This is a genomic window from Xanthomonas sp. WHRI 6108, assembly GCF_040202385.2.
Classification (GTDB): Bacteria; Pseudomonadota; Gammaproteobacteria; order Xanthomonadales; family Xanthomonadaceae; genus Xanthomonas; species Xanthomonas arboricola.
Map to the genome: position 1 here is coordinate 4337704 of NZ_CP168198.1, position 24966 is coordinate 4362669.

The 24966-nt window shown below is 66.6% G+C and carries 27 protein-coding genes; 21 read left to right on the plus strand and 6 right to left on the minus strand.

What is annotated here, in order from left to right; genetic code table 11:
- Positions 1-231: 231 nt before the first annotated feature.
- From ABQ039_RS18230 to ABQ039_RS18265, 8 genes are all read left to right on the plus strand, one after another.
- On the plus strand, positions 232-513 hold the full coding sequence (locus tag ABQ039_RS18230; RefSeq protein ID WP_003486531.1) for a hypothetical protein: 282 nt from the start codon (positions 232-234) through the stop codon (positions 511-513).
- A gap of 42 nt (positions 514-555) precedes the next feature.
- Positions 556-822, plus strand: a complete 267-nt coding sequence (locus tag ABQ039_RS18235) for a hypothetical protein (RefSeq protein WP_054591254.1) — start codon at positions 556-558, stop codon at positions 820-822.
- A 94-nt stretch (positions 823-916) separates the two neighbouring features.
- Positions 917-1510: a DUF4142 domain-containing protein gene (locus ABQ039_RS18240; RefSeq protein ID WP_024939702.1), complete on the plus strand. Its 594-nt coding sequence runs from the start codon at positions 917-919 to the stop codon at positions 1508-1510.
- A 211-nt stretch (positions 1511-1721) separates the two neighbouring features.
- Positions 1722-2609 (plus strand): TIGR01777 family oxidoreductase, encoded by an 888-nt coding sequence (locus tag ABQ039_RS18245; RefSeq protein ID WP_349778496.1) that lies wholly within the window; start codon positions 1722-1724, stop codon positions 2607-2609.
- Between the two features lie 146 nt (positions 2610-2755).
- Positions 2756-3421, plus strand: coding sequence for a response regulator transcription factor (locus ABQ039_RS18250; protein ID WP_016902656.1), 666 nt, complete (start codon positions 2756-2758; stop codon positions 3419-3421).
- Positions 3418-4602: an ATP-binding protein gene (locus ABQ039_RS18255; RefSeq protein WP_349778497.1), complete on the plus strand. Its 1185-nt coding sequence runs from the start codon at positions 3418-3420 to the stop codon at positions 4600-4602. Before ABQ039_RS18250 ends, ABQ039_RS18255 begins: the two co-directional genes overlap by 4 nt.
- A 100-nt stretch (positions 4603-4702) precedes the next feature.
- Positions 4703-4993: a hypothetical protein gene (locus ABQ039_RS18260; protein ID WP_102257208.1), complete on the plus strand. Its 291-nt coding sequence runs from the start codon at positions 4703-4705 to the stop codon at positions 4991-4993.
- 59 nt (positions 4994-5052) lie between these two features.
- Positions 5053-5715, plus strand: a complete 663-nt coding sequence (locus tag ABQ039_RS18265) for a DUF3313 domain-containing protein (protein ID WP_184611841.1) — start codon at positions 5053-5055, stop codon at positions 5713-5715.
- Between the two features lie 497 nt (positions 5716-6212).
- On the opposite strand, the gene ABQ039_RS18270 is transcribed toward ABQ039_RS18265, so the two are convergent.
- Positions 6213-7031: a histidine biosynthesis protein HisIE gene (locus ABQ039_RS18270; protein ID WP_065033475.1), complete on the minus strand. Its 819-nt coding sequence runs from the start codon at positions 7029-7031 to the stop codon at positions 6213-6215.
- A gap of 242 nt (positions 7032-7273) precedes the next feature.
- Here ABQ039_RS18270 and ABQ039_RS18275 point away from each other — a divergent pair, with 242 nt between their 5' ends.
- The 7 genes from ABQ039_RS18275 (at position 7274) to ABQ039_RS18305 (ending at position 13616) form a co-directional block, all read left to right on the plus strand.
- Positions 7274-8713, plus strand: a complete 1440-nt coding sequence (locus tag ABQ039_RS18275; RefSeq protein WP_046344874.1) for a Do family serine endopeptidase — start codon at positions 7274-7276, stop codon at positions 8711-8713.
- Positions 8714-8828: 115 nt separating this feature from the next.
- Entirely contained in the window at positions 8829-9191 is a 363-nt protein-coding gene (locus ABQ039_RS18280) for a hypothetical protein (RefSeq protein WP_006450942.1), read from the plus strand.
- Between the two features lie 3 nt (positions 9192-9194).
- Complete coding sequence (locus tag ABQ039_RS18285; RefSeq protein ID WP_184611838.1) at positions 9195-9683, plus strand: phage holin family protein; 489 nt, start codon at positions 9195-9197, stop codon at positions 9681-9683.
- A complete protein-coding gene (locus ABQ039_RS18290; protein WP_054591247.1) occupies positions 9680-10063 on the plus strand; it encodes a hypothetical protein in 384 nt (127 codons plus the stop codon). The genes ABQ039_RS18285 and ABQ039_RS18290 overlap by 4 nt, the downstream gene beginning before the upstream one ends.
- Positions 10064-10247: 184 nt before the next feature.
- The gene (locus tag ABQ039_RS18295) at positions 10248-11354 is read left to right on the plus strand and encodes an AI-2E family transporter (RefSeq protein ID WP_024939693.1); all 1107 of its coding nucleotides are present in this window, start codon (positions 10248-10250) and stop codon (positions 11352-11354) included.
- Between the two features lie 110 nt (positions 11355-11464).
- Positions 11465-12202 carry an HAD family hydrolase gene (locus ABQ039_RS18300; protein WP_102257166.1) on the plus strand — a complete coding sequence of 246 codons (738 nt, stop codon included), beginning with the start codon at positions 11465-11467 and terminating at the stop codon, positions 12200-12202.
- A 43-nt stretch (positions 12203-12245) separates the two neighbouring features.
- Positions 12246-13616, plus strand: coding sequence for a leucyl aminopeptidase family protein (locus tag ABQ039_RS18305; protein ID WP_349778498.1), 1371 nt, complete (start codon positions 12246-12248; stop codon positions 13614-13616).
- 65 nt (positions 13617-13681) lie between these two features.
- Here the strand turns inward: ABQ039_RS18305 and ABQ039_RS18310 are convergent, their stop codons facing one another.
- Both ABQ039_RS18310 and ABQ039_RS18315 read right to left on the minus strand, forming a co-directional pair.
- The gene (locus ABQ039_RS18310; protein ID WP_349778499.1) at positions 13682-14437 is read right to left on the minus strand and encodes an anti-sigma factor; all 756 of its coding nucleotides are present in this window, start codon (positions 14435-14437) and stop codon (positions 13682-13684) included.
- Positions 14434-14949, minus strand: a complete 516-nt coding sequence (locus tag ABQ039_RS18315; protein ID WP_046344888.1) for an RNA polymerase sigma factor — start codon at positions 14947-14949, stop codon at positions 14434-14436. The genes ABQ039_RS18310 and ABQ039_RS18315 overlap by 4 nt, the downstream gene beginning before the upstream one ends.
- A 162-nt stretch (positions 14950-15111) precedes the next feature.
- Between ABQ039_RS18315 and ABQ039_RS18320 the strand changes: the two genes are divergently transcribed.
- Both ABQ039_RS18320 and ABQ039_RS18325 read left to right on the plus strand, forming a co-directional pair.
- Complete coding sequence (locus ABQ039_RS18320; protein ID WP_349778500.1) at positions 15112-16209, plus strand: catalase family peroxidase; 1098 nt, start codon at positions 15112-15114, stop codon at positions 16207-16209.
- Positions 16206-16748, plus strand: coding sequence for a cytochrome b (locus ABQ039_RS18325; RefSeq protein WP_349778501.1), 543 nt, complete (start codon positions 16206-16208; stop codon positions 16746-16748). Before ABQ039_RS18320 ends, ABQ039_RS18325 begins: the two co-directional genes overlap by 4 nt.
- Positions 16749-16919: 171 nt before the next feature.
- On the opposite strand, the gene ABQ039_RS18330 is transcribed toward ABQ039_RS18325, so the two are convergent.
- The 3 genes from ABQ039_RS18330 to ABQ039_RS18340 all read right to left on the minus strand — a co-directional run bounded on the left by ABQ039_RS18330 (position 16920) and on the right by ABQ039_RS18340 (position 19759).
- Positions 16920-17708, minus strand: coding sequence for a ThuA domain-containing protein (locus tag ABQ039_RS18330; protein ID WP_184381515.1), 789 nt, complete (start codon positions 17706-17708; stop codon positions 16920-16922).
- A 169-nt stretch (positions 17709-17877) separates the two neighbouring features.
- Positions 17878-18480 (minus strand): response regulator transcription factor, encoded by a 603-nt coding sequence (locus tag ABQ039_RS18335; RefSeq protein WP_039524779.1) that lies wholly within the window; start codon positions 18478-18480, stop codon positions 17878-17880.
- A gap of 91 nt (positions 18481-18571) precedes the next feature.
- A complete protein-coding gene (locus ABQ039_RS18340; RefSeq protein WP_065033469.1) occupies positions 18572-19759 on the minus strand; it encodes a sensor histidine kinase in 1188 nt (395 codons plus the stop codon).
- A gap of 290 nt (positions 19760-20049) precedes the next feature.
- On the opposite strand from ABQ039_RS18340, the gene ABQ039_RS18345 reads away from it, so the two are divergent.
- The 4 genes from ABQ039_RS18345 to ABQ039_RS18360 all read left to right on the plus strand — a co-directional run bounded on the left by ABQ039_RS18345 (position 20050) and on the right by ABQ039_RS18360 (position 24871).
- Positions 20050-21294, plus strand: coding sequence for an efflux RND transporter periplasmic adaptor subunit (locus ABQ039_RS18345; RefSeq protein WP_349778502.1), 1245 nt, complete (start codon positions 20050-20052; stop codon positions 21292-21294).
- A 381-nt stretch (positions 21295-21675) separates the two neighbouring features.
- A complete protein-coding gene (locus tag ABQ039_RS18350; RefSeq protein ID WP_039512601.1) occupies positions 21676-22365 on the plus strand; it encodes an ABC transporter ATP-binding protein in 690 nt (229 codons plus the stop codon).
- Positions 22366-22377: 12 nt separating this feature from the next.
- Entirely contained in the window at positions 22378-23538 is a 1161-nt protein-coding gene (locus tag ABQ039_RS18355) for an ABC transporter permease (protein ID WP_349778503.1), read from the plus strand.
- 7 nt (positions 23539-23545) lie between these two features.
- On the plus strand, positions 23546-24871 hold the full coding sequence (locus ABQ039_RS18360; RefSeq protein ID WP_374057821.1) for an ABC transporter permease: 1326 nt from the start codon (positions 23546-23548) through the stop codon (positions 24869-24871).
- The last annotated feature ends 95 nt before the right edge of the window (positions 24872-24966 follow it).

The window sequence follows — 24966 nt, forward strand, 5'->3', positions numbered from 1 at the left end:
CAATGCAATCGATTGCTGGCTATTGCTCAGCACGACGCTACGGCTTCGATCACAACTGCAGTTCTCGCGAGACATTGCCTGCATACGTAGCGTGTAGAGGCGCAAATGCAAGCTGACCAGTTAAGCACGCACCACTGCAGTGCGTTGAATAGTCGGGTTCGATGATCATTCGTTGACACAGCCGCAGTTACCCTGCATGTCAAGTTTGTTTAACCCGGACCACGCGAAGTCATGAGCAGAGACCCATCCGTCATCGATGTACAAGCCGAAATCGCGCATTGGCAGGCGCGGCACGCGCAGGGCAACCTGGGTGCAGGCAAGTTCAGCGAATTGTCCCCGGTGGTGAAAATGGCCTGCGATATCTACCTGCAGGCACCGCGTTCGAGCGATCAGGAACGTCTGCGCCTGTTTCGCGACCGCCTGGAACATCACTTCATTTCATCCAGCACCCAGTCCAATTACGAGCAATTGGCCACCGACTGCTGGCAGCGGCTGGGTGCACGCAATAGTTGAGCAGTATGTGTTGAGCAAGACCGTTACTCATTGGAGAGCATCATGAAAACCCCGTATCAAGTGCAGCAGGAGCTGGAACGATTGGAGCGGTTGGTTCCGCACATCGTCAGCGACCAGGGCGACCGCGCGGAGGACATCCTAGGCTTCCATGTCGCCAGCTTGCTGGGCAGTGCCCCGGCCAGCGAACACGCGCTGATTCGCGAGCGCACTGCACGCATGGCGCGCGTGTGCCGCACTGCACAGGACAGCGTGCGTACACCAGCCAGACCGCTGGGCCTTGGCGCAGCCGCCCAGGCGCAGCTGGCCTGACCGGCAGGCGCCGATCCACGCATCACCGGAGCCGCGTAGCGGCTCCTTTGCATTTCACCGTCGGCAGTATTAGCCGCATTCTTTTAGGACCTCCATGAAATCCCTTCTTGTCGCGACATCGCTCCTTGCCGTGCTCTCCCTGACCGCCTGCGATCGCCCCGGCGGCGATGCCTCGAGGACTGCGCCGGCAGTATCGCCCGAGCCGACTGCCGCACCGGTCAGCGGCACCGGCGCTGCCGAACTGGCCAAGGGCGATCCCGCCGTGCTCGGCGTGCTGGCGGCGCTGGATGAAAACGAGATCGCGCTGGCCAAGCAGGCCATCTCCCAGGATCTGGGCGGTGCGACCGACACCTTCGCCAAGCAGTTGCTGCACGACCACGAAGCCAACCTGGAAAAGAGCAAGGCACTGGGTGCCACCGACAGCCCGCGTGCCGATGCAATGCGCGCCAAGGGCAAGGCAGCGGTGGACGCACTGGCAAAGACGGCGACCCTGCCCGATGGCAAGGACGCCTACCGCAATGCCTTCCTGCGCACGATGGTCAGCGACCACGGCGACACCATCAAGATCATCGACGCCGAACTGCTGCCCGCCGCCGAAAGCGCGCCGGTCAAGCAGCATCTGGAAGAAAGCCGGCGCGTGGTGTCGGCGCACTTCGAGCGCGCCCACGCGGTGTCATCCTCGCGCTGAGCCTGTTGCAGCGTCTGCAAGCACCCAACGCGCCGGCCTGTCCGGCGCGTTGGCGTTTGGGCCTTGCCGGTCTTTACTGGTGGACGCGCGCTGCGCCCGGCCGCCGTCCTGGTGCCGCACGCGGCCATCGCAGCGGGTGCAGCAGCGACTTCACTTTGCAGCAGGCAGCGCTGGCCTATCGTGCCGCATCGATTCGGCGCAGGAATGTCCCATGCAGTTGCTCATCACCGGCGGCACCGGGTTCATCGGCCAGGCCTTGTGTCCGGCACTCGTGCAGGCCGGGCACCAGGTCAGCGTGCTGACCCGCGACCTACGGCGCGCGGCGCGTCTCCTGCCCGGCGTGACCGTGGTGGACACGCTGGACGGCGTGCAGGCCGATGCGGTCATCAATCTGGCGGGCGAGCCGCTGGCGGCCGGCCGCTGGACCGATGCGCGCAAGCAGCGCTTCCGCGCATCGCGCCTGGGCATCACCGGCCAGCTGCATGCCTGGATCGCGCAGCAGCAGGCCGAACGGCGCCCGGCGGTGCTGATTTCCGGCTCGGCGGTAGGCTATTACGGCGAGCGGGGCGACAGCGTCCTGACCGAGGCGGACCACGCCGGCAACGATTTCTCTGCGCAGCTGTGCCGCGACTGGGAAGCCGAAGCGGCAAAGATCGGCGCACTCGGCCCGCGCGTGAGCTGGGTCCGCACCGGCATCGTGCTCGACCGCGACGGCGGCGCCCTGGCCCGCATGCTGCCGGCGTTCCGCTTCGGCGGCGGCGGCCCGTTCGGCGATGGACGCCACTGGATGAGCTGGATCCACCGCGCCGACATGGTGGCTTTGCTGCTGTGGTTGCTGGAACACGGCCAGCCCGGCGCCTACAACGCCACCGCACCGACCCCGGTCACCAATGCCGAGTTCGCGCGCACCCTGGCCCACGTGCTGCATCGCCCGGCACTGCTGGCGCTGCCGGCCGGCCTGCTGCGGCTGGGCTTCGGCGAGATGGCCGAGCTGCTGCTGATCAGCCAGCGCGTGCTGCCGCAACGCGCGCTGGATGCCGGCTTCCGCTTCCAGTATGTCCATCTGGAAGCGGCGTTGCGCGCCATCCTGCAGCGCTAGCGCCTGCGTGGCCCTGGGGCCCTGCGCAATGGCAGGGCTGCCGGCCGCCTGTAACGGCACGGAGGGCCATGCACTAATATTTGCCTAACGACCATCTCCGACAGTGCTGCCGATCTCGGACTGGCCCTGGGCCCGGCGGAACACCTATGCACCTGCTGCTTGTCGAAGACGACACCATGCTGGCCAACGCGATCTGCGATGGCGTCCGCCAGCAGTCCTGGACCATCGACCACGTCGGCAGCGCCAATGCCGCCAAGACCGTGCTGGTGGACCACCGCTACACCGCGGTGCTGCTGGATATCGGCCTGCCGGGCGAGTCCGGGCTGACGGTGATCCGCTTCATGCGCGGCCATTACGACGCCACGCCGGTGATCGCACTGACCGCGCGCGGCCAGCTCACCGACCGCATCCGCGGCCTGGATGCCGGTGCCGACGACTATCTGGTCAAACCGTTCCAGTTCGACGAGCTGATGGCGCGGCTGCGTGCGATCACCCGGCGCAGCCAGGGACGCGTGGTGCCGCTGCTCACGCAGGGCGATGTCTGCGTGGACCCGAGCAGCCGCAAGGTCACCCGCGACGGCAAGTGGGTGGCGCTGAGCGCGCACGAATACCGCCTGCTGCTGGCGCTGATGGAACGCGCCGGGCGCGTGGTCACCAAGGATCAACTGGAAGAAGGCGTCTACGGCGGTCCGTCCGAAGGCGGCAGCAACATGATTGCGGTATACGTGCACCAGCTGCGCCGCAAGCTCGGCGACGAGCTGATCTCCACGGTGTATGGCCAGGGCTACATGGTCGGCAAGGCACCGGAATGAAATCGCTGCAGGCACGCATGCTGGCGGCGCTGGCCGCAATCGTGTTGTTGAGCTGGTCCACCTCGTTGTGGATCCTGGTCGCCCTGGTCACCCAGGGCCATCACAGCGTGTTCGAGCAGGAGCTCAACATGTTCGGCGACCAGTTGATCAGCGCCCTGCCCGATGCGCTGGAGCACCGCTTCGATACGCAAGCGGAGCCGCCGGCCGCGGTCGATACGCACACCCCGATCGGCAATGCGTCCTCGCGCATGAGCTTCAAGCAGACCTTGATTGCGATGGTGCTCAACACCTTGCAACTGGGGGTATTGGGCGTGCTGGTGTGGTGGGCGGTCCGCACCTCGCTCGCACCGCTGCGCGCCATCTCCGGCGCCATCGCGCAACGCACCGGGCTGGAAACCGAACCGGTGCCGCTGGCGCAGGTGCCGGACGAGATTCGCCCGCTGATCGGCTCCTTCAATTCGCTGCTGGCCCGCGTGGAAAAGACCGTGCAGGCCGAGCGCGATTTCGTGGCTGATGCGGCGCACGAACTGCGCACCCCGCTGTCTGCGCTGCATGCCTACGCCGAGGTCGCGCTGCGCGCACCCACGCTGGAGGCCAAGGACGCGGCGCTGCAGCAGCTGCTGGAAACCGCGCGCCGCAGCAATCGGCTGGCCGAGCAATTGCTGGATCTGGCGCGGCTGGATGCAGGCATCAGTTCGGCGGCGTACCAGCAGGTGGACATGGGCGAGCTGATCTCGCATGTGCTGGACGAATTCAGCGTGCAGGCCGAGGCCCGCCACATCAATCTGCAGGTGGAAGCATCGCCGTGCCTGCTGCGTTGCGATGTGGATGCGGTGGGTATCCTGATCCGCAATCTGGTCGACAACGCCATCCGCTATGGCCGGCCCCACGGCATGGTGGAAGTGAGTTGCGGCTACTGCCTGCGCGCCGATGCGCTGCATCCGTTCGTGCAGGTCAGCGATGACGGCCCCGGCGTGCCGGAGAGTGCCCACGCGTCCATCTTCGAACGCTTCTACCGGGTTGCCGGCAGTCAGGTGCAGGGCAGCGGGATCGGGCTGTCGCTGGTGGCCGGTATCGCGCGCCTGCACGAGGCCAGCATCGAAACCTGCGAAGGCCACGAGGGCCGCGGCCTGTGCGTGCGCGTGGTGTTCGCCAGCGATGGCGTGCGCCGCACCGGCTGAACGCAGGTGGCGCTGGGCGATCGCCCAGCGCCAAACCCAATAAGTTTCCAACACCCGCTGCCTACAGTGCACTCACCGCACGCATCCAGGATGCATGGTGATGTTTCACTCGATCCGTTCCACCCCGCTCTCTCCCGCCGCCATCGCGCTGCTGGCACCGCATACGGCTGCCAACGACAGCGTTGCTCCTGCACCTGTCGCCGATGTCCTCCTGCTGGACTTTCGCTGCGGCCGCACCGGCACGCGCAATCGCGACATCTGGAGCGAACTGCCGGATATCCGCAGCGCGCGTCAGGCCCGCCGGCTGCAGCAGTGGGCCAAGAGCGGGGTGTTGTTCACTGCCGCCGCAGTGGTGTTTGCGCTGGCGGTGGCCAGCTATCTGATGCATTGAGCGCGCGGCCCTGCTGGCGCGTGCTTGCCCCTATCTGCTTCCTCTCCAGGTATTTGCCCATGTCGTTGCATTCCCTTGTCCGCTGCTGCGCGCTGCTGGTTGTCGGCGTGACGCTGATCGGTTGTGCCAGTACGCGCCCGATGCCGTACAGCCAGCTGCCGTCTTCAAGCTATCTGCGCCCGCACGATGGCAGCCGTGGTGACCGCATGCCATACGCCTACCAGGGCGAGGTGGATTGGACGCGCTACCGCGCCGCACTGGTCGAGCCGGTCAGCATCTATCGCGGTCCTGACGCGCAATTCGAAGACGTGCCCGAGCAGGACAAACGCATGCTCGCCGATTACATGCAACAGGAGTTCGGCAATGCGATCGGGCAGCGTTGGCAGCGCGCGACGGTGGCCGATCGCGACACCTTGCGCGTGCACATCAGCCTGACCGGTGCCAAGCCCAGCAAGCGGGTGCTGGGCACCTTCATGAAGGTGGATCTGGGCGGCGGTTCCTATAACGCGGTGCAGGCCGCACGCGGCAAGGAAGGCGCGTTTTCCGGCTCGGTCAGCTACGCGGTGGAAATCTTCGACGCGCAGAGCAACCGCCTGCTCGCCGCCTATGTCGAAAAACAGTATCCGAGCGCAATGAACATCAAGGCCAGCCTGGGCGCCTACGACGCCGCCAAGGCCGGTATTCGCAAGGGCGCCGAGCAGTTGGTCAAGGGAATGGAGTAGCTGGGATTTGGGATTTGGGATTTGGGATTTGGGATTTGGGAATCGGGAGTCGGATTAGCGGAAGCGATGGCTTCCAGTTTTCGTCCCCCATCGGGAGAAGGTGCCCCGCAGGGCGGATGAGGGTACGGGCGAAGCCTCGCGAATGCGGGACGACATGCGGCTTCGTCGGTTTCACGCTACCGCCGCTGCACACCCAACCCATTCTTGCAGCGCAGGCGCTCAAGGACGCGCGCCCATGGCGTGCAAGCCGTACCTTCTCGCTCCGTGAGGAGAGTGGCTTGATGTCCCGCATCTGGCGAGCGGTGCGGACAGATGCCCATCCGGTTCAAATGTCAGATCCAGTCACTTGCCCGATCACATGAGCGCAGCAAGCAAGGGACCGCCTCGTTAACGATCACACCACAGAAAAGGCCGGCGCTGCACAGACAGCGCCGGCCTTTGTCGGTCTGCACGGCCAACGCATCGTCAGCGTGCAATGCCATCTTGGTGCCGCAGCATCAACGCGTCACGCGCTTGGCCACCTTCTTGCCCACCGCCTTGCGGGCGGCGGTGGTCTTGGCCACGGCACGTGTGGCCGGGGTTTTGGTGACCTTGGCGGCCTTCTTCAAGGTGGTCTTGGTCACCGCCTTCTTGAGCGGGGCCTTTTTCACTGCGGCCTGTTTGGTGGCGGTCTGTTTGGCCACCGGTGCCTTCTTGGCGGCGGGCTTGACGATGGTCTTGGCGACCGGCTTCTTGACCGGCGCCGCCTTGGCCGCAGCCTTCTTCGCTGCCGCACGCGCGCCTACCGTGGCCACCGCGCTCTTGCGCGCTGCGCTCTTGGCAGCGGTCTTGGCACTCAGTGCTGCCGCTTCGGCCTTGGCATTGGCCTTGGCGGTTTCCAGCTTCTGCTTGGCGCTGGCCTTGGTGTTGGCCAGTTTCTTCTTGGCAGCATCGGTGGTGCTGCTCAGCTTCTGCTTGGCGGCATCCTTGGTAGATGCAAGCTTCTGCTTGGCAGCGTCCTTGGTGGCGGTCAACTTGTCCTTGGCGGCCTCCTTGCCCGACACCAGCGAGCGCTTGGTCTTGGCCACGCTGCGCTTGACCGCGGTGGCTGCATCGCCAGCCTTTTCGACGACGCGCTGTTCGACCTTGACCACGGCCTTGCGGGCCTTGGCGACGCGGGTCTTGGCCTCTGCCACCGCCGTGCCAGCCGCGTCCTGCACGCTGGCCACCGCGTCGCTGGTGGTGCTGGCGATGGTCTCGCCCAGTTCGGTGGCAGTGCTCTTGACGCTATCGACAGCCTCGGACAGGGTTGCCGTCACACCATTGCCGTTGCTCATAGGACCCTCCTTAAGGGCATCAGTGCTGAAAACGCGGGCGATGCGCAGCGGCATGCGTATGCTGAACAGGCATCGGATCAAGCGGACGCTACGCCGGGCTCAAGCGACTGTCAACGCAGCGCCGGCAAGGGCTCGGCGGCGCTTTCACCAGGCGTTAAATTGCCCGCTGGCACTCTCGTTCAGCTTGATTTACGCAGTCAGACGCCCTATTCCTCTTCCACCGCGTAACCCGGACTCGTTGCATGCGCCCGCTGCCCACCTTGCTGACCCTTTCCCTGGCCGCTGCCTTCGGCGGATTTGCCGCCACCGGCATCAATGCCTGGATGGACAACCGCGCCGAGGCCGCACCGGCCGGCGCGTCCACCACCTTTAGCCTGCCCGCGGCCGCCGCACTGCCGGCCGCCGTCGCCGGGCAACCGGTGCCGTCGCTGGCGCCGATGCTGCAACAGGCGATGCCGGCGGTGGTGAGCGTCAATACCAAGCAAGTGGTGCGCGTGCGCAATCCGTTCTTCAACGACCCGATCCTGCGCCGGCTGTTTCCGCAGGTGCCGCAGGACCGCATCAACGAGTCGCTGGGTTCTGGCGTGATCATCGATGCGCAAAAAGGCTATGTGCTGACCAATCACCACGTCATCGAAAATGCCGACGATGTGCAGGTGACGCTTGGCGACGGGCGCACGGTCAAGGCCGATTTCATCGGCTCCGATGCCGATACCGATATCGCGCTGATCCGCATCAAGGCCGACAACCTCACCGACATCAAGCTGGCCGACAGCAATGCGCTGCGCGTGGGCGATTTTGTGGTGGCGATCGGCAACCCGTTCGGCTTCACCCAGACGGTCACCTCCGGCATCGTCTCGGCGGTAGGCCGCAGCGGTATTCGCGGGCTGGGCTACCAGAACTTCATCCAGACCGATGCCTCGATCAATCCGGGCAACTCCGGTGGTGCGCTGGTCAACCTGCAGGGCCAGTTGGTGGGCATCAATACCGCCAGCTTCAATCCCCAGGGCAGCATGGCGGGCAATATCGGCCTGGGCCTGGCGATTCCCTCCAACCTGGCGCGCAATGTGGTGGAGCAACTGGTGACCAAGGGCGTGGTGGTGCGCGGCACGCTCGGGCTGGAAACCCAGAACCTCACCCAGCAGATGCTGCAGGGCCTGGGTGTGGATTCGTTGCGGGGTGCGCTGGTGACGCGTGTGTTGCCAGGGTCCGCTGCGGCCGCCGCAGGCGTGCAGCCGGGCGATGTGGTGGTGGCGGCAAACGACCAGCGCGTGGACAGTGCAGAGGCGCTGCACAACTATGAAGGCCTGCAGGCGGTTGGTAGCCCGGTCAGGCTGGAGATTCGCCGCGATGGCAAACCGCTCACCCTCACCGCCAAACTGAAAGAGCAGGACCGCGCAGTCACCGGCGACATGCTCGACCCGCGCCTGGGCGGCGCCACCTTCGTGGACTTGCCCGAATCGCTGCGCCAATCCGGCATTACCGGCGTCATGGTCAGCGAGGTCAAACGCGGCGGTCGCGCCGCAGCCAATGGGCTGGTCAGCGGCGATGTGATCGTGGCCAGCAGCGTGGGCGAGTTTGCCGATCTGGCCAGCTGGCGTGCCAACTTCCAGCGCAAACCGCAGCAACTGGTCGTGCGCATCCTGCGTGGCAACGCGCAGTACGACGCGTTGATGCGTTGACGTGGCGTGCACTGCCATCGGCGCGCACTAACACCTCCTACACCGTAGCGATGCTATTGCTGCACCACGCCCGCATGCTGTCGCGGCTGCCATCAATGACCGAAGGAGATATCGCATGAGCCCCACCAATACCGACCAGCTGAAAGAAAATCTGAGCGAAGCCAGCACCCACCTGAAGTCTGCCGCCAGCGCCGCAGGCGAAGCCGTCAAGGGCGCCACCAGCGCTGCAGGCGATGAGCTCAAGCTCGGTCGCGCCAACGTCAAGGCTGAGCTCTCCGATACCGCACTGGCCGGCATGGCTGCTGCCGAGTTCGGCGGCGCCGCTGCCAAGGAACAGCTCGACGTGCTGGTCAGCAAGGGCAACGATCTGCTGGAAAGCGCCACCGATCTAATTCGTGAGCGCCCGCTGGCTGCGTTCGGCGTTGCGTTTGCGACCGGCTGGATCATTGCCAAGCTGGCACGCAGCAACGACAACTAAGTCGTGAGCGACCAGGCCTCTACAGCTGCCGGCTCCGACGCGCCCAACGCGCGTCCGGAAACGCCAGGACTGGACGAAAGCGTACGTGCGGTCGGCGCAGCCGGCCGCGCCACGCTGGGCTCGGCCAAGGACACCAGCCGCGCGTTGCGCCGGCTGGTGTCGGCCGACTTGCAACTTGCACGCAGTGCCTTCGGGCGTGGACTGGCCTGGGCATGCGTTGCCGTGGTCTTCGGCGCGTCGTCGTGGCTGTTGCTGGCAGGTGCGATCATCGCGCTGCTGCAACGCGCCGGCCTGTCGTGGTTCCAGGCGATGTTTTTCACCGCATTGGCCAGCTTGCTGGTCACCGGTATTGCGGCGTGGCGGGTGTTCTTCTACTTCGACCACACCGGCCTGAATGCAACACGTCGTCAGCTGGTCAAGCTGGGCATCTTCGATGACAGCAGCGACGACGACGATGCCCACGCATCGGCTGCCAATGGAGCACGCACATGAAGTTTGGCACCTTGCGTCAGCGCGTGGAACGCGCCGAATTCCTGGTGGAGGGGCGCGCTCAGGAAACGCGCCTGCATTGGGGACAATTGCGTGACACCTGGCGTGCCGGGTGGTCGCCGTTGCGGATCATGGTTGTCGGTTTCGGCCTGGGCTTTGTCACCGGCCGCAACGAACCGCAGGCGGCACTGGGCAGCATCGCCAGCAAGCTCGGCGGTATCCCGAAGATTCTGCAGATGATCAGTACGATCTCTGCGCTGTTCACCGCACACCGTGCGCAGGAAGCCTCCGAGCAGGCCGAACGCGCCGCAGACAGTGCCGAAGAAGTCGCCGCCGATCCGCCGGTGACCGTGGTGCAGGCACCGATCGACCGCGCCGCGTAATGAAGCGTTCTCGAGCGTCGCTCGGGATCACGCTGCGGATGTCTGCCGCCCGATGCGCGGCAGAGCCCGCTACTGGTGCTGTTAAGGACTGACGTTACGCGCACACCCTCTGTGCGCTGCGTTGACGCGTTCGGCTGATAATGGCCCACCGCTGGCAGCACGCCAGTCTGCTGCCAGGGCGCGCATGACTCTTCCCGTCGATTCTATGGATGCTGCCGCTGCGGCAGATTCACTCCCGCCGCCACCGGCACCACGCCCACGCGCACCGGTCTCGTTGGTGGTGCTGGCCACGCTTGCGGTGGGTTATACGCTGTGGGCTGCACAGACGATCATCCTGCCGGTGATGCTGGCCGCCTTCTTTGCCTTGATCGGCAACCCCATCCTGCGCGGTCTGCGCAAGCTGTACATCCCCCGCTTCCTCGGCGCCTTGATGGTGTTGTGCCTGGGCCTAGCCGGTACCGTGACACTGGCCGCGCAGCTGGCCGGGCCGGCCGCCGAATGGGTGCAGCAGGCGCCCCGGCAGATGCGCCAGATCGCGCGCGACGTGCGCGATTTCACCAAGCCGGTGATGCAGGCCAATCAGGCCGCGGAAAACTTTGCACGCGCGGCCGGCGGCGATGGCCAGCGCAGCGTGCAGATCGTGCGCACGCAGATGGACGACCCCTACAAGGCGCTGGTGCGCACGCCCAAGCTGGCCGCCTCGGTGCTTGCGGTGGTGCTGCTGACGTTCTTCTTCATGGTCTACGGCGAAAGCCTGCAACGGCATGCGATCGCCTTGCTGCCCAACCGACAGCAGCAACGCTTCACCACCGAAATCATGCTGGACATCGAGCGCGAGGTCTCGCGCTACGTGCTCACCATCAGCGTGATCAATACGCTGGTCGGGCTGGTCTTCGCCGGAATTCTGTATGTGCTCAAGATTCCGCTGCCCGAAGCGCTGCTGTGGGGCACGGTGGTGGCGCTGCTCAACTTCGCGCCGTATGTGGGCCCGTTGATCGGCGTGATGCTGATGCTGCTGATGGGCTTTGTGGAATTCCGCACCACCTTGTCGGCGATGCTGCCGGCGATCCTGTACCTGGCACTGCACACCATCGAAGGCCAGGTGGTCACCCCGATCGTGCTTGGCCGCCGCATGGCGATCTCGCCGCTGATGCTGATCCTGGCGCTGATGCTGTTCGGCTGGCTATGGGGCATGGTCGGTTTGCTGCTGGCGGTACCGCTGCTGGTCTGCATCAAGATGGTGCTGAGCCGGGTGGAGGGAATGCAGCGTTGGGCCAGGCTGTTGGAGTAGCCGGGATTGGGGATTCGGCATTGGGGATTGGTAAACGCAACCGCGCAGTTGCCGTTGCCAATCCCCAATCCCGATTCCCCAATCCCAACGCAAGACCGTAAAATCTGGCGATGAGCTTCCACATCAGCGCCATCACCCTCGACCTCGACGATACGTTGTGGCCCTTTGCGCCGATCGGGGCGCGGATCGACCAGGTGTTGTACGACTGGATGCGCGAGCACAGTCCAGTCACCGCCGAGCGGTTTCCGGTAGAGGCAATGCGCGAACTGCGCGAGCGCAGCTTTGCCGACAACCCGCACCTGCATCATGACCTCAGCGCGCTGCGGCGGTTGACGCTGGAAATGGCGCTGCGCGAGAGCGGCGGCGACCTGGCCTTGCTGGAGCCTGCGTACGACGTCTTCTACGCCGCGCGTAACCAGGTGGAGTGCTACCCGGATGCGCTGGACGCGCTGGCGCGTATCGCCGCGCATGTGCCGGTGGCGGCGCTCAGCAATGGCAATGCCGATCTGCAACGCATCGGGCTGATGCATCACTTCGCGTTTCAGCTGGGCTCGCGCGAGCACGGTAGCGCCAAGCCGGATCCGAGCATCTTCCTGGCCGCATGCGCGCGGCTGGATGCACCGCCGGCACAGGTGCTGCATGTGGGCGACCACGTGCGCATGGACGTGTTGGGCGCGCTGGATGCCGGGCTGCGCGCCTGCTGGATCAATCGTGATGGAGCGCAGTGGTCGCACCCGACCCAGCAACCGGATCTGGAGTTCGACTCCATGACCGGGCTGGCCGACTGGCTGGACGCGCAGCAGCCGCACCCCGACCCCGCACACGCCGGCATCCGCCTTCCCGCCTGAGCCACTTCTTGCTCGGCGCATGGCGCCGCCTCCGAGGATTTCCATGTCGCAGCTCACCAGTTTCATCGATCCCAATGCCGCAGCCTTGCCGCTGCATGTGCTCGACCGCGAAGGCTTTGCACGTTGGTGCGCCGAGCAACCCACGCACGTGCTGTCGTGGGCACAGGCGCAACGGTTCGATGCCGCGCCGGGCAGCGTGCTGTTGCTTCCGGGCGAACAGGGGCTGGCCGGCGCGGTGCTGGGCATCGGCGACCGCGCCGATGCCTATGCTTACGCGCATGCACCGATGGCGCTGCCGCCGGCCAGCCGCTGGACCCTGGCCAACCCACTGAGCGAGAGCGAACAGGCGTTGCTGCACCTGGGTTGGGGCCTGGGTGCGTACCGCTTCTCGCGCTACCGCAAGGTGCCGCGTGCACCGGCCGAACTGGCCGCCACGCCGACACCGCAGACGCGCGCCTTGATCGAGGCCTGCATCCGCGTGCGCGACTGGGTCAATACGCCGACCGAGGACATGGGCCCGCAGCATCTGGAAGAGGCCACGCGCGCGCTGGCGCAAACGCATGGCGCCCAGGTCGACGCCATCGTCGGCGAGCAATTGCTGGCGCAGAACTTCCCCACCATCCACGCGGTCGGGCGTGCCTCGCACCGGGCGCCGCGGCTGATCCAGCTGCAATGGGGCGATGCGGCGCATCCGCATCTGGTGCTGGTTGGCAAGGGCGTGTGCTTTGACACCGGCGGGCTGGATCTGAAGCCGGCCGATGGCATGCGCAACATGAAGAAGGATATGGGCGGCGCGGCGCATGCCTTGGCGCTGGCCGGCCTGGTGATGGCGCAGCAGCTGCCGGTACGACTGACCCTGTTGATTGCCGCGGTGGAAAACGCCGTCGGCCCGGATGCGTTCCGCCCGGGCGAAGTCATCACCACCCGCGCCGGCGTCACGGTGGAAGTGGACAACACCGATGCCGAAGGCCGCCTGGTGCTGTGCGATGCGCTGAGCTACGCCACCGAGCAGCGCCCCGATCTGATCCTGGATTTCGCAACGCTCACCGGTGCCGCACGCATCGCCTTGGGGCCGGACCTGCCCGCGCTGTTCGCCAACGACGATGCGCTGGCGCAGGCCTGGCTGCGTGCCGGCGAGCAGACCCGCGACCCGGTCTGGCGCATGCCGCTGTGGCGCCCGTATCTGCGTTACCTCAACAGCCATGTCGCCGACATGGCCAACGCCGGCTCGCGCATGGCCGGCGCAGTCACCGCCGCGCTGTACCTGGAGCGCTTTGTCGCGCCGGGCCAGCTATGGGCCCATCTGGACGTGTATGCCTGGAACGACAGCGACCGCCCCGGCCGCCCGGCGGGCGGCGAGGCGCTGGCGCTGCGCTCGGCCTTTGCGATGCTTCAGCAACGCTACGGCGGCTGAGCTCGCAGAGCTCGCCGCGCACGCAACGCGCGCGGGCCATCAGCACGCAGCTTGAGTCGCGCCGGTCATCCCTGGCTGCGCAGCAACGGCGCGATCGCGCGCATGCGCGTCTGCGTCGCCGGGCCGACCAGCGCAAACGCGGTCTCGCCTTCGGCCCAGTACTGCGCCAGTAGACGGCCATCGCGTCGTTCGCCGGTAGGCATCGGCCCGCTGCGCGGACGCAGATACAGGCCGATACGCGCGCCGTCGGCATCGCTGTAGACCAGCATCGCTGCCGCGCCTTCCGGTGTGGAAAGCAGCTGCCCGCCGCGCAGCACATAGCCCTGCGCGCGCAGATCCGGCACCACACCGGCATTGCCGAAATGCGTGCGCAACCACGGCTCCAATTCCGTACGGCGCTGCACCTCCAGCGCAACGCCCGGATGCGCGTCGACATCGGCAAACAGGCGGTAGGCGGCCACCGCATCGGCCATCGGCACGCGCTGGCTGGCGAACCGGCTCTCGCGCAACTGCCAGCCCAGCCCGGTGCCCAGGCCCAGCGCCAGCACGCAACTGGCGGCCATGGCCGCCAGGGTCCGGCGGCGTTGCTGCAGGCCACGGCGAATCGCCGCAGGCGTCAGCGCCAGCGTGGCCATCTCCGGCTCCAGGCCGGCGTGCGCGGCGCGCAGCGCTTCGGCATCGCGTTTCCAGCCGGCCACGCGCGCGGCCTGCGCCGGGTGCGCCTGCAACCAGGCGGCCACCGCTGCGCGTTGCGCCGGCTCCAGCCGGCCATCGACATAGGCGTGCAGTGCGTGTTCGTCAGGCGGCGGAGTGCTGGTCATTTCAGGATCCTCAATGCAGGTGCGTGGCGCATGTGGCCTTCGTTCAATGCACGCAGGCGTTCGCGCGCACGCGACAGCCGCGACATCACCGTGCCGATCGGGATGCCGAGGGTGTCGGCCACCTCGCGGTAGCTGAAACCCTCCACGCTGACCAGGAGCAGCAAGGCGCGCTGTTCCGGCGGCAGCAACGCCAGGCTGGCCAGCATGGCGCGGCCGTCGTGCACCTGCTCGGCCGATGCGGACTGGCTGGGCTGCTGCGGCGCGAACAGGCCCACCACGCGCTGCCAGCGCGCGGCGCGGCGCTGCCCGTCCAGAAACTGCCGGTACAGGATGGCGAACAGCCACGGCTGCAGGGCCTCGGCGGTATGGCGGGTGCGCCAACGCCGCAGCGCACGTTCCAGCGTGGCCTGCACCAGGTCGTCGGCGCTGGCGGGCTCGCCGCTCAGCGAGCGCGCGAAGCGACGCAGCGCCGGCAGCACGGCACGCAGTTGGTCATCGTCCAGAGCATCCATCGGCAGGTTTGGTGGTGGCATCACACAGTAGACGCGCTGGAGCGTGGACTATTCCCACGTTCGATGCGCGTGCCACAACGCCTGGGCGATCACGGGAATAAGCCGGCCTGCACGTCGTCTCACTGCATCGACCACTCACCGCACCGACCCCTGGAGCCAGCCATGACCTTGCCACCTCCTTCCCCACCGCCACAGCATGGACGCGTTCGCGTGGCGCCCTTGCTGGGGATCGCCGCGATTGCCGGCGGCCTGGCGGTTGCGTTCGCCTGGACCGCCGGCTGGATCGGTGGCGACCGGCTGACCGCCGCGCGCATGACCGACACCATCGAGGCCAGCGGGCCGCCGCATCCGGGCTTTCGCCGCGCACATACCAAGGGCGTGTGTGTGAGCGGGGAATTCAAATCCAGCGGCAAGGCCACCTGGCTGTCGTCGGCACGCATCTTCAGCCAGGCCAGTACGCCGGTGCTCGGGCGCCTGTCGATCGGCGGCGGCGACCCGCATGGCGCCGATGGTGCGGCACGCGTACGCAGCATGGCATTGCTGTTGCGCAGCGACGACGGGCAGGAATGGCGCACCGCGATGAACAGTTTCCCGTTCTTCGTGGTGGCCACGCCGGCCGGTTTTCAGGCATTGAACGTGGCGTCCCGGCCGGACCCGGCCACCGGCAAGCCCGACCCGGCCAAGCTGGCCGCGTTCGGCAAGCAGTATCCGGAAGCGGCCAAGTTCCAGCAGTGGGCCAAGACCGCACCGTGGTCCAACAGCTGGGCCAATACGCAATACAACGGGGTCAATGCGTTCCGCGCGATTGCCGCCGATGGACGCGAGCGCTACATCCGCTGGTCGATGCGTCCGCATACCCCGTTCCAGGAGCTCAGCGCCGAACAGCGCGCGCAGGCCGATGGCGATTTTCTCGCCACCGATCTGGACACGCGCCTGGCGCAGGGGCCGCTGCGTTGGGACCTGGTGCTGACCGTGGCCGAGCCGGGCGATGCGGTGGACGATCCCTCGCAGCCATGGCCGGAAAGCCGCAAGCAGATCGTCGCCGGCACGGTATCGATCAACCATGCCGAGCCGCAGGCCACCGGCCCGTGCCGCGACCTGAATTACGACCCGCTGATCCTGCCCAAGGGCATTGCCGGATCCAACGACCCGATCCTGGCGGCGCGCTCGTCGGTGTATTCGCAATCGTTCAACCGGCGCGAGCATGAGATCGCCAATGGCACAGGCAGCGCCGCCACCGGCCAGGGAGCACGCCAATGAGCAGCCACACCCACTTCAACTTGCCCGCACGCGTGCTGCATTGGTTGATGGCCGCGATGATCCTGACCATGCTGTTCGTCGGTGTGGGCATGGTGGCTTCGGTGACGCAGCGGCCGTGGTTGATCGATCTGCATCGCCCCTTGGGCATCGCGATCCTGATCCTTGCGGTGCTGCGCCTGATCAATCGCCTGCGCAACCGCCCGCCGCCGCTGCCGGCCGACCTGCCGGCCTGGCAGAAGGCCGCGGCGACCGCTTCGCACTGGTTGTTGTATGCGCTGATGCTGGGCATGCCGTTGATCGGCTGGGCGATGCTGTCGGCCGGCGCCTATCCGATCGTGCTGTGGCCGGGCGCGAACCTGCCGGCGATCGCGCCGCACGATCCTGCGCTGTATGCCTGGTTGCGGAGCGCGCATGGCTGGTTGGCGTACCTGTTGTTCGCCACCGTGCTGGGGCATCTGAGCGCGGCGCTGTTCCATGCCTGGATGCGCCGCGATGGCGTGTTTTCCAGCATGGCGCGTGGCGAGCGGTCTGCGCGTTGATGGATGGCTGCTGGCTCCCTTCTCCCGCCGGGAGAAGGTGCCCCGCAGGGGCGGATGCGGATGCGGATGCGGGTGCGGGTGCGGGTGAAGCATCGGGTTGACCGCCATCTGGAGTGGCGTTGCCGCGCACCCTCACCCCAACCCCTAGCCCGATGGGAGAGGGGCTAGGATTTAACGCTGGCGTTTTGTCTTGGCCGCTGGCGCGGATGCTTGGATGCCCTTGCCGGTGGCAGCCCAGTAAATCCCGCCGTACAGATGCTCCAGGTAGCGCGGGTCGTTGTAGGCCTCGGCCAGGTGGCCGAGCGCGGTGGCGAACACGCGGCCGCCTTCGAAATGGTGGTACCAGGCCACCGGGTGCTGCTTGCCCATGCCCTTGGCGACCTGGCCCGGCCAGATCAGCGTGGGGTCGTAGCTGGTTTCGTCCACCGTCATCAGCGTGACCAGGTCGTCGCTGTACGGCGGATCGTATTCGTACCATTCGTCGGTCCACACCCAGCGCGCGGGCAGGCCGGCAGTGGCCGGGAAGTTGGCGTCCACCACGTCGACCATCGCGGTCTGCATGTACGGATGGGTGCGGAACGAGCGGCCGATCAGGTGGTCGTACCACTCCCACTCGCCGCGCTTGATCGCAAACGCCTTGTGCACCGCCACCACGCCGCCGCCGTTGCGCACATAGGCCTGAAAGTTCGCACGCTGCGTGGGATCCAGATCGGTGGCCGGCGTATTGAGCAGCACGATCGCCGCGTATTGCGATAGATCGCCATCGAAGGCCTTGGCATTCCACGCCCACACCAACTCGACATAATGCTTGCGCGCCATCGCTTCGAATTGCGGCTTGGCGACCGGGATATAGTCGTGGTGATACTGGTTGGGAATCGCCGCCACCAGGATCTTGAATTGCTCGGCAGACGCGTTGAATGCGCACACCATCAGCAGGCCCAACAGCCACAGGGATTTCATGCCGTTCGCTCGCAGGGATCGTTCTGGCCCGGCAGTGTACCCGCGCCTGCGCGGCATGCTTTTCGCGTCATTTGGAATAGCGGCAGGCAGCAACGCACAACGGATACGCGGCGCAGCATGCCATCCAGTGCTGCGCTCGCTGACAGCGCAACGCGCCTGCGTCACTGCGTCACAGCCAGCCTTTCTGCCGCGCCAGCCGATACGCTTCGATGCGATTGGCCACGCCCAGCTTGCCAATGCATTCGGACAGGTAATTGCGCACCGTGCCATGCGACAACTGCAACTGCTGCGCGATCTCGCTGGCCGAGCGGCCTTCGCCGGCCAGCCGCAACACCGTGCGCTCGCGTTCGCTCAAGGGATCGGCTTCGACCCAGGCGTCCAGCGCCAGTTGTGGGTCGATCACCCGCCCGCCACGCTGCACCTGACGCAGGGCGCCGACCAGTTGTTCGGCCGGCGCGTCCTTGAGCAGATACGCCGCCACACCGGCATCCAGCGCGCGGCGTAGAAATCCCGGGCGGGCGAAGGTGGTGACGATCATCACCCGTACCGGCAGTGCCTGGCGCTGGATGCGCTGGGCCAGCTCTAAACCGGTCAGGCCAGGCATTTCGATATCGGTGATCAGCACGTCCGGCTGCAGTCGTTGCAGCTCGCGCCAGGCAGTTTCGCCATCGCCTGCGCTGCCGACCACCTCGATATCGTCTTCCAGCCCAAGCAAGGCGACCAACGCGCCACGCAGCAGCGCCTGGTCTTCGGCCAACAACACCCGGATCATCGCGCGCGCTCATATGCAGACAACGGTGGCGCACGATAGCAGCGCTTGGGCCCGCCGTGCATTGCGTGCAATGCGGTGGACGTGTGCGCGATCAGCGCGACGGTGGCAGCAGCGGCACCGGCAAGGGCGGCTGCGCCGTCGCCAGCGTGGGCTGCGGCAACGGCACGCTGGCGCGCAGGCGCATGCCGCGCGGCAGCGCTTCCACTTCCAGCGCGCCGCCCAGGCCGTGCAGGCGTGTGCGCATGCCGTCCAGGCCATTGCCGGGCACGATCACCCCGCCACGCCCATCGTCGCTGATGTCCAGCACCGCCTGCTCGCCCTGCGCGCGCAGGCTCACGCGCATCCGCCTGGCCTGCGCATGCCGTTGCACATTGGTGGCCGCTTCGCGCACCACCAGTGCCAGTGCGGTTTCATGTTCGGGCGGCAAGGCCAGCGTTTCCAGTGCGTGTTCCAGCACGATGCCGTCCATCTCCAGCAGTACCCGCGCCGACGCCAGCTCGGCCACCAGCCCGGCGGCGCGAATGCCGGTGACCGCACGCCGCACCTGCGCCAGGGCATCGCGCGAAATCTGCGCCACCGCATCGATCTCGCCGCGCGCGGCCTGCGGATCGCGCGCGATCAGGCGCGCGGCCAGATCGGACTTGAGTGCCACCAGCGACAAGGTGTGGCCGAGCAGATCGTGCAGGTCGCGGCCGATGCGTTCGCGCTCGGCGGTGGCGGCCAGCCGGCGCACTTCGTCCTGCGACAGGCGCAGCAACGCGTCCTTGCGTTCGTTGATGCTGTACACGGCGCCGACACCGGCCATGCCCAGCACCGACACCGGCAGCCACACCAGCGATTGCAGGCGCATTCCCAGCCAGTGCGCCCAGCCCAGGTAGAGCACGTTCATCACCACCAGCATCGCGAAGTGCCGCCATAAGGCCTGCCGTGTGGACGGGGGCAGGCTCAGGCAGGCGAAGACGAAATAGCTGATTCCCGAGGGATACACCGGCAGCAACGCGGCACTGAGCACACCCATCGCCCAGGCATAGCGATACAGGGTGCCGCGCGGCGCCAGCAACATGCGCGCATACAGCAGCAGGAAGACCGGATACGACAGCAGGGTGCACAGCAGCCAGGTGCTGTCGTACCCCCGCGAGGAAAACACCGGCACCACGAACACCCAGCTCGACCACAGCAGATGCACGCCATCCATCCACGGCGACTGGCCCTGCGCCAGCCGCGCGGCAACCTGCGAATTGGCGGCGGGGCGAAGCCAGGCGGGTAACGACACGCGCATCGGGGTGGGTCCATGTGGGTGATCGGATTCTGCCACTGCCGGGCCCGACCGGGCGCCCGATGCTGCAGCCTCGCCCATCCTGAAGGGCGCGGCCAGTTGCCGCTGTCATGCACGGCAGGTGACAGCTGTCACTGGTGGATGCCGCCATCGCGGTCGCATGCTGCGCAGCACCTGGCAGCAGCGTTGGTCGCGCTACCGTTCGTCGCCGCGATCGCATTGGTGACTTCCGGCAGCTTGCGGCGCCGCCTGCGGCCGGTCACATTTCGCGCAGCATCCCGTCCTGGTCATCGATGAATACTTCCGCCGATCTGCTCAAGCAACTCCGCATCGACCGCCAGCGTCCTGCCGCCCCCGAACCTGCACGGCGCGGCGGCTGGGTCATCGCCGCCGTGATCGTCATCGTGCTGCTGGCGGCCGCGGCGTGGTGGTTCACCCGCCGCCCGGTGGCGAAGGTACAGACCGCAGCGGTGGTGGCGATCAGCGCCGGCAGCAGCAGTGCCTCGGTGCTGGACGCATCGGGCTACGTGGTGGCGCGGCGCATGGCCACGGTGTCGGCGCAGGTCACCGGCAAGGTGCGCGAGGTGATGATCGAAGAAGGCATGCGCGTCGAACAAGGCCAGGTGATGGCCACGCTGGACCCGCTGGATGCCGATGCGCAGCGCACGCTGTCGGCATCGCAGCTGTCGGCCGCGCGCAGCCAGGTCGACAACATGCAGGCGCAACTGGCAGTGGCCAATGCCGATGCGGCGCGGCTGCAATCGTTGGTCGGTGCGCAACTGGTGTCGCGCTCGCAGTACGAGCAGGCCACCGCACAGCGCGATGCCTTGCGCGCACAGCTGCAGAATGCGCAACGCAATGTGCGCGTGGCATCGGACCAGCTGGCGATCTCGGCGATCCGTTCGGACTTCAACGTGGTGCGTGCGCCGTTTGCCGGCGTGGTCACCGCCAAGGCCGCGCAGCCCGGCGAAATCGTCTCGCCGCTGTCGGCCGGCGGCGGCTTCACCCGCACCGGCATCGGCACCATCGTGGACATGGAATCGCTGGAGATCGAAGTGGAAGTGGGCGAGTCCTACATCGGCCGCGTGCAGCCGAAGATGCCGGTGGAAGCGGTGCTCAACGCCTATCCGGAATGGAAGATTCCCGGCGAGGTGATCGCCATCATTCCCACGGCCGACCGCGGCAAGGCCACGGTGAAGGTGCGCGTGGCGCTCAAGCTCAAGGACCCGCGCATCGTGCCGGAGATGGGCGTGCGGGTGAGCTTTCTGGAACGGGCCAATACGCAGGAGGCCAGCAAGCCGCAGGGCGTGCGCGTGCCGGCTGCGGCACTGGTCGAACGCGACACGCGCACGGTCGCGTTCGTGGTCGGCGAGCGCAACACCGCCAGCATGAAGACGGTCACTCCCGGGATGGTGATGGGCGAGGACCGCCAGGTGGTGTCGGGTTTGAGTGCGGGCGACAGCGTGGTGCTGGATCCGCCAAAAGGCCTGAAAGACGGCGACACGGTGGCCGAAGCCGAAACGGACGCTGCCGAGTAACTGCGCCGGTAACTGCAATCACCAGCTGGGCAGCGACGCCGCTCAGGGGAGCGCGGCGCCCAAGGTGGCAGCAGTGGTTGATGCGGGCGTGGCACCTGGATGGCGCCGTGATCGCGCAAGGCGATGCAACCACATAGCAACGATCACAGCGGCGTTGGTGATCCACAGCCAGCGGCGTCATCGGTCGGTGCAGACCTAGCCGCCTGGCTTGTCGCCGCCATGCGTCGTCGCGCATGTCCCAGCAGTTGCGTCTGTCGTCATCCAGCCTCGCACCGTCTTGCCGCCTCACCGTCACCGCATCGCCGTGTTGCCGCCTCATGCAATCGCGGTCGCCATGCCGCATCGCGCTTGCCTCTTTCCATTGCACCGTCAGGAGTCGCCATGACCGCTCTCGTCAGCTTGCGCAACATCACCAAGACCTACCAACGCGGCCCCGAGCAGGTGCAGGTGCTGCACGGCATCGACCTGGAAATCGCCAGTGGCGACTTCGTCGCGTTGATGGGTCCGTCCGGCTCGGGCAAGACCACCTTGCTCAATCTGATCGGCGGGCTGGACAACCCCAGCGGTGGCGAGATCGAGATCCAGGGCGAGCGCATCGACCGCATGAGCGGCGGCCAGCTCGCGACCTGGCGCAGTCACCACGTCGGCTTCGTGTTCCAGTTCTACAACCTGATGCCGATGCTCACCGCGCAAAAGAACGTGGAGCTGCCGTTGCTGCTCACCGCGCTCAACGCCGCGCAACGCAAGCGCAATGCGGAAATCGCCCTGACCCTGGTCGGCCTGCAGGAACGCCGCAACCACAAGCCCAGCGAACTGTCCGGCGGCCAGCAGCAGCGCGTGGCGATTGCACGCGCGATCGTGTCCGACCCCACGTTCCTGATCTGCGACGAACCCACCGGCGATCTGGACCGCCATAACGCCGAGGAGATCCTGCGCCTGCTGCAGGAACTCAATCGCGAACACGGCAAGACCATCGTGATGGTGACCCACGACCCCAAGGCCGCCGAGTACGCCACCCATACCATCCATCTGGACAAGGGCGAGCTGGCCGATGCGCCGCTCGCGCTCTAAGGGAGTGCTGCCATGAAGTATCTCTGGCTGGTGTGGGCGCAGTTGTTCCGCAGCAAGACCCGCACCTTGTTGACCTTGCTGTCGGTGGTGGCGGCGTTCCTGCTGTTCGGCATGCTCGATTCGGTGCGCGTGGCCTTCACTTCCGGCGGCAGCGTCAGCGGCGTGAACCGCCTGGTGGTGGCCTCGCGCCTGTCGATCACCCAATCGCTGCCGATCAGCCTGGAGCCGCAGATCCGCAGCGTGCCGGGCGTGCGCGATGTGACCTCGGCGATGTGGTTCGGCGGCATCTACCGCGACCCGAAGAATTTCTTCCCGAACTTTTCGGTAGCGCCCAATTTTTTCGACGTCTACAGCGAGTACGAGCTGCCCAAGGAACAGCTCAAGGCGTTCCAGACCACGCGCACCGGCGCCATCGTCGGCGAGACCCTGGCCAAGGCCAATGGCTGGAAGATCGGCGACACCATTCCGCTGCAGGCCACCATCTTCCCGCGTGCCGGCAGCAACGACTGGCCGCTGCAACTGGTGGGCATCTTCCGCATGAAGGACCGCGCGGTGGCGGCCAATCAGGAACGCCAGTTGATGATGAACTGGAAATACTTCGACGAGTCCAACGACTACATCAAGAGCAGGGTCAGCTGGTACACGGTGACGTTGCGCAACGCCGACCAGGCCTCGCGTGTGGCGCAGGCGATCGACGCGTTGTCGGCCAACTCCGATCATGAAACCAAGTCGCAGACCGAATCGGCGTTCCAGCAGGCCTTCATCAAACAGTTCGCCGATATCGGCCTGATCGTCACCTCGATCATGGCCGCGGTGTTCTTCACCTTGCTGCTGCTGACCGGCAACACCATGGCGCAGGCGGTGCGCGAGCGCATACCGGAGCTGGCCACACTCAAGACGCTGGGCTTTCAGGACCGCACCGTGTTGAGTCTGGTGATGGTGGAGTCGGTGCTGTTGATCGGCCTGGGCGGGTTGATCGGCATGGGTCTGGCATCACTGGTGATCCCGCTGGTGGCCGCACGCAGCGGCGGGGTGATGCCGGTGCAGGGCGTGCCGCTGCAGACCTGGTTGGTCGGGCTGGGCCTGATGGCCGGCATCGGCATCGTGGTAGGTGTGCTGCCGGCGCGACGCGCGCAGCGCTTGAAGATCGTCGATGCCCTCGCCGGCCGCTGACAGGAGCATGCAGATGCAAACCCAATGGAAGAACCGTCTGGTCAACCTGCTGTCGGTCGTGTCGCTGGCCGTCGGGTTGGCCGTGTGGATCGCGCTGCCGTGGATCGGCGTGCTGGTCGCCGCCGCCTTGCTGGCGGTGTGGCTGGTTGTCACGCGCAGCGGCCGGCTGTCACTGGCCGCTGCACGTATCGGCATTGCCACGCTGCCGCAACGCTGGGGTGCCAGCTCGGTGATCGTGGTCGGCATCGCCGGTGTGGTCGGCGTGCTGGTGGCGATGCTGGCGATGGGCCAGGGGTTTCAGGCCACGCTCAACAGCACCGGCGACGACACCACCGCGATTGTTCTGCGCGGCGGCTCGCAGGCCGAGACCAACTCGGTGATCACCCGCGACCTGGTGCCGCTGATCGGCAGCCTGCCCGGCATCGCCGCCGATGCCAGGGGCCGCCCGCTGCTCTCGCCGGAGCTCTCGCAGGTGGTCAACATCGCCTCCAGATCCGATGGCACCGACGTCAACGCACAACTGCGTGGCGTGGGCGAACAGGCCTGGGCGGTGCACGACAAGGTCAGGCTGGTGCAGGGACGGCGCTTCACCCCCGGCCTGCGCGAGATCGTGGTCGGCAAGGGCGCGTTGACTCAGTTCCGCGGACTGCAGCTGGGCAAGACGCTCACCCTCGGCAGCCAGCAATGGACCGTGGTCGGCGTGTTCGCCTCCGGCGATGCGCACGATTCGGAGCTGTGGACCGATGCGCAGACGCTGGCCACCACCTACAACCGCAGCGCCTACCAGTCGATCAGCGTGCGCACCACCGGCAAGGCCGGTTTCAGCCAGTTCAAGACCGCCATGGCCGCCGATCCGCGGCTCAAACTGGATGTGGAAACCACCCGTGCCTACTACGGCAAACAGGGCGGTGGCTTGAACAGGTTGATCAGCATCCTGGGCACGGTGATCGGCGCGATCATGGCGGTGGGCGCGGTGTTCGGCGCGCTCAATACCATGTATGCGGCGGTGGCCACGCGCGCGCGCGAGATCGCCACGATGCGGGCGATCGGTTTCCGCGGCACGCCGGTGATCATGGCGCTGATGCTGGAGACCATGCTGCTGGCGTTGCTGGGCGGCTTGCTCGGTGGCCTGATCGCCTGGGCCATCTTCAATGGCTACAGCGTGTCCACGCTGGGCAGCAACTTCAGCCAGATCGTGTTCCAGTTCAAGGTCTCGCCGGAGCTGTTGTGGAGCGGGCTCAAATGGGCGCTGGGCATTGGCCTGGTCGGCGGGCTGTTCCCGGCCTTGCGGGCGGCGCGGTTGCCGATCACCACTGCCTTGCGTGAGGTGTAGCGCGGGCCTTGGCCCGCCGGGAATCAGGAGTGGGATTGGTGACAGCCAAAGCGGAGCAAGTGCGCTGCTGCGGCTGAACGCAGTGCGGGCTGTCA

Bases quoted from the DNA above. Each gene is read 5' to 3' on its own strand.
- ABQ039_RS18280 (WP_006450942.1), top strand. From the start codon at position 8,829: ATGAGCCCCACCAATACCGACCAGCTGAAAGAAAATCTGAGCGAAGCC.
- ABQ039_RS18325 (WP_349778501.1), top strand. From the start codon at position 16,206: ATGAGCAGCCACACCCACTTCAACTTGCCCGCACGCGTGCTGCATTGG.
- ABQ039_RS18335 (WP_039524779.1), bottom strand. From the start codon at position 18,480: ATGATCCGGGTGTTGTTGGCCGAAGACCAGGCGCTGCTGCGTGGCGCG.
- ABQ039_RS18290 (WP_054591247.1), top strand. From the start codon at position 9,680: ATGAAGTTTGGCACCTTGCGTCAGCGCGTGGAACGCGCCGAATTCCTG.
- ABQ039_RS18250 (WP_016902656.1), top strand. From the start codon at position 2,756: ATGCACCTGCTGCTTGTCGAAGACGACACCATGCTGGCCAACGCGATC.
- ABQ039_RS18320 (WP_349778500.1), top strand. From the start codon at position 15,112: ATGACCTTGCCACCTCCTTCCCCACCGCCACAGCATGGACGCGTTCGC.
- ABQ039_RS18260 (WP_102257208.1), top strand. From the start codon at position 4,703: ATGTTTCACTCGATCCGTTCCACCCCGCTCTCTCCCGCCGCCATCGCG.
- ABQ039_RS18295 (WP_024939693.1), top strand. From the start codon at position 10,248: ATGACTCTTCCCGTCGATTCTATGGATGCTGCCGCTGCGGCAGATTCA.
- ABQ039_RS18265 (WP_184611841.1), top strand. From the start codon at position 5,053: ATGTCGTTGCATTCCCTTGTCCGCTGCTGCGCGCTGCTGGTTGTCGGC.
- ABQ039_RS18305 (WP_349778498.1), top strand. From the start codon at position 12,246: ATGTCGCAGCTCACCAGTTTCATCGATCCCAATGCCGCAGCCTTGCCG.
- ABQ039_RS18315 (WP_046344888.1), bottom strand. From the start codon at position 14,949: ATGGATGCTCTGGACGATGACCAACTGCGTGCCGTGCTGCCGGCGCTG.
- ABQ039_RS18350 (WP_039512601.1), top strand. From the start codon at position 21,676: ATGACCGCTCTCGTCAGCTTGCGCAACATCACCAAGACCTACCAACGC.
- ABQ039_RS18310 (WP_349778499.1), bottom strand. From the start codon at position 14,437: ATGACCAGCACTCCGCCGCCTGACGAACACGCACTGCACGCCTATGTC.
- ABQ039_RS18360 (WP_374057821.1), top strand. From the start codon at position 23,546: ATGCAGATGCAAACCCAATGGAAGAACCGTCTGGTCAACCTGCTGTCG.
- ABQ039_RS18300 (WP_102257166.1), top strand. From the start codon at position 11,465: ATGAGCTTCCACATCAGCGCCATCACCCTCGACCTCGACGATACGTTG.
- ABQ039_RS18240 (WP_024939702.1), top strand. From the start codon at position 917: ATGAAATCCCTTCTTGTCGCGACATCGCTCCTTGCCGTGCTCTCCCTG.
- ABQ039_RS18230 (WP_003486531.1), top strand. From the start codon at position 232: ATGAGCAGAGACCCATCCGTCATCGATGTACAAGCCGAAATCGCGCAT.
- ABQ039_RS18270 (WP_065033475.1), bottom strand. From the start codon at position 7,031: ATGAGCAACGGCAATGGTGTGACGGCAACCCTGTCCGAGGCTGTCGAT.
- ABQ039_RS18340 (WP_065033469.1), bottom strand. From the start codon at position 19,759: ATGCGCGTGTCGTTACCCGCCTGGCTTCGCCCCGCCGCCAATTCGCAG.
- ABQ039_RS18355 (WP_349778503.1), top strand. From the start codon at position 22,378: ATGAAGTATCTCTGGCTGGTGTGGGCGCAGTTGTTCCGCAGCAAGACC.
- ABQ039_RS18330 (WP_184381515.1), bottom strand. From the start codon at position 17,708: ATGAAATCCCTGTGGCTGTTGGGCCTGCTGATGGTGTGCGCATTCAAC.
- ABQ039_RS18275 (WP_046344874.1), top strand. From the start codon at position 7,274: ATGCGCCCGCTGCCCACCTTGCTGACCCTTTCCCTGGCCGCTGCCTTC.
- ABQ039_RS18235 (WP_054591254.1), top strand. From the start codon at position 556: ATGAAAACCCCGTATCAAGTGCAGCAGGAGCTGGAACGATTGGAGCGG.
- ABQ039_RS18255 (WP_349778497.1), top strand. From the start codon at position 3,418: ATGAAATCGCTGCAGGCACGCATGCTGGCGGCGCTGGCCGCAATCGTG.
- ABQ039_RS18245 (WP_349778496.1), top strand. From the start codon at position 1,722: ATGCAGTTGCTCATCACCGGCGGCACCGGGTTCATCGGCCAGGCCTTG.
- ABQ039_RS18345 (WP_349778502.1), top strand. From the start codon at position 20,050: ATGAATACTTCCGCCGATCTGCTCAAGCAACTCCGCATCGACCGCCAG.